Genomic DNA, 2651 nt, shown 5'->3' with positions numbered 1-2651 from the left:
CGCCCGAGACCTCCGGGTTCTGGAGCTTCTGTGAATCGAACTTCACCAACTCCATGACGAGGCCGCTCACCGGCACGTACCGGCACATCTTCTTTACGACGGAGAGGGTCGTGTCCACGCGGTGCCGTAGAGAAGGCGGAAGCCATCCCTTGGGCTTGACGCGGTTCAGAAAGCGCGGAGCGCGATAACGGATATTCTGCGACCGGCGGCGACGACGAAATGTGCTGCGCGGCCTTTTGGAATTTGGTATTTAAATTGAATCTATCATGTTACGCCTTTTTTTTCATATATTTAGGTTTGACTCAAATAACAATAATTGACTTATATCAATAGATTCGAGATCAAACTATCGGATCTCACCCAGCCTGAATTTCGCTTACTGAAAATCCAGGTTGGTTGCCGTGTTGATGAACGCGAATATTGCAAGGGTAAAAAAAAGGTGTCGGATGAGCAGTTCGAGAATATTGATCTCGACCCTCTCGGAGAATTCAAAAAATGGAACTACACAATACGAGGATTCAAGCCATAAGGCGTGAACTGCTCATGCAAATAATTCTTTAACAGTTCCTAAGCTTCCAGATCCAGGTGTACGTAGCATTTTTTTGTGATTCGCTCAATGGCTGCAATGCACTCGTCGCGCTTTTGTTTGGAACTAAACCGCAAGCCCCTTGTGCCAAACGCTCCGTGAATGAAAAGTTTGACACCGGCCTGACGAGTGATTTTTTCGATTTCTCCCAAATTCAACTCCTCAAGATGCATGGCATCGAAAAACCATTTCAGGCGAAAGAAATCTTCTTTAGCTGTGTTATTGAGAGGATCCCATGGTATGACAATGGTTTGAGTTTCTTCGAAGATCAACACGCCGATCATCTTCGCACCGAGATGACACGACCATACGATGAACCAAACGAGCGAAAGTCCAAGAGCCCATAATCCACAGAGCAGAAGCCAAATCTCATTGCTTTCTGCGCGCCACTCGAAACCGTAGTAAAGTAAAATCAAAGCAATGACAACGGGCATTCCCGCCGTCGCGTTGTCTGCTAATGCGGCAGATAAAGCGTTGAGCCCCGATTCATGAACACGAATCGTCTCCCTGCCCAATTGGTAACGTGCGGAGAGCCTGCGAAAGTACAACCACCCGACAAGACCCGAAAACGGCAACAACAAAAGTGCCAGGTATTTAAGCGCCGCCATTGCGGTTGCAGGATTATCAAATCCTTTACGCTTTCTCGTTGACATAGCCGATTACTTCCATTCGACGAGTTTCCCGTTGCGAAAGACGACAGTCCGGGGACTGCTTTTGTCAGAGCCCCGGTAAATCCATGTATCGTAAATAACCTTGATACCGCTCCGCTTTGTTTCGTCGGGTTCCCCAAGAGACGCCCGCAACTGCCCCATCGTTGCTTCGGGCCAAAACTTATGTTGAAGGACTTTCGATGTGACCTCCCATCCCAAGTTTGCACACCACGTGCAAGCGCATTGCAGCCGCGCCATATCGCACTCCGGCTCATGATCTCTGAGATAGTGCATCGCCGGCGTGAAATCGACCTTGTCAGCGTAGTGATAGACAAAATAGAGCAAGAGCAGGTGCGCCCCTCTGTAGCTCATATCCGTTGCAAAGCCGCCGGCTTCAACGAGCGCCTTCGTCCTGTTCAAAAGCTCGCTGATGTACTGATCCTGTGCTTTGATTCCCGTAAGGTCATTCGAATCGGCCGCGAGTTGGCGTGAGACGTACTTGAAATCGCTTTTGTATATCGCCTCAATCCATTCCTCGTTGAAGTAGTTCACAAGTTCCGGATTAAAAATGGAATCGAGGTGCGCTGTAAGCTTTTGCGATGTGCCGCAAAATGTTCTGAAGTACCAAAGGCCAACCCGAGCGCCGCACTTTCCAAGGCGATGCACGAATGCATCGATATCTTCCGACTCGAACCCTTCCTGCATGAGGCGAAGGACATTGAGCGTGTTTTCGCCGCCGTAGTTTGATGCTGTTCGATAGAAAACATCCCAACCGAAGAGCCGAATGAAAGGCGGGTAAAAGCTGAGGAGATCGTCTATTTGGTGTTGATCAAAAAATCGGATCCTCTCTTCGAGCGTCAGGACACCATACGTTTTCTCCAACGTTTGAAGCCGGTCAATCCAAGCTTTGAGCGCACGTTCGTCGTAAAGACCGTCTGAGGAATGGGTCGACAGCGCACTTGCATGTCTTTGACCGATTCGGGAAGCGATCAACTGGACGGGATCTCCCCCAAACGCATCAACAGCACCCGGATCGAAGATAGTTTTCAGAAATGCTGTTTGCTGACGCCTTTTCATGAAACGCTTGATCGACGAAATAAGACCCAAGATGATGGACAAAATAAGATCCGACATGATGGTTGAAAATTTAGGCTCTTAGGGACTTCCAAAAAATATCCAATTGATTTAATCGTTAAAACTGACTATTGAGTAGGCAAAATACTGGAATTTCTGCTATAGTTGAGTCTTACAAAAAAAACAATTATGAATAAAAAATTGTACCACACTTCTAGCAACGCCAGGGCGATTGCATGACTTTTCCGGGCAGGGCTGACGCGTAGCAGGCTCTAATTGCTTGCTTTGCGCCAGCCCTAATTCTTTGTTTTTTACTAGGAAAAGCTTGCTCTATATCTTGA

At 47.9% G+C, this 2651-nt stretch carries 3 protein-coding genes; all 3 read right to left on the bottom strand.

Going from position 1 to position 2651, the window contains the following annotated elements; translation table 11 throughout:
- Positions 1 to 250 (bottom strand): RRXRR domain-containing protein (locus tag ACT6Y9_RS10275; RefSeq protein ID WP_443744462.1); only part of this gene is annotated, 250 nt, incomplete at its 3' end.
- A 317-nt stretch (positions 251 to 567) separates the two neighbouring features.
- Positions 568 to 1239, bottom strand: a complete 672-nt coding sequence (locus ACT6Y9_RS10270) for a hypothetical protein (protein WP_443744461.1) — start codon at positions 1237 to 1239, stop codon at positions 568 to 570.
- Between the two features lie 6 nt (positions 1240 to 1245).
- A complete protein-coding gene (locus ACT6Y9_RS10265) occupies positions 1246 to 2355 on the bottom strand; it encodes a hypothetical protein (RefSeq protein WP_443744460.1) in 1110 nt (369 codons plus the stop codon).
- Positions 2356 to 2651 lie beyond the last annotated feature (296 nt).

The organism is Sutterella sp. (assembly GCF_052272535.1).
GTDB lineage: Bacteria > Pseudomonadota > Gammaproteobacteria > Burkholderiales > Burkholderiaceae_F > Sutterella.
Note: the sequence above shows the minus strand (reverse complement) of the source record. Positions and strands in the feature narration are given on the sequence as shown.

Excerpts from the sequence above, each read along its gene's own strand:
- ACT6Y9_RS10270 (WP_443744461.1), bottom strand. The coding sequence starts at position 1,239 with ATGTCAACGAGAAAGCGTAAAGGATTTGATAATCCTGCAACCGCAATG.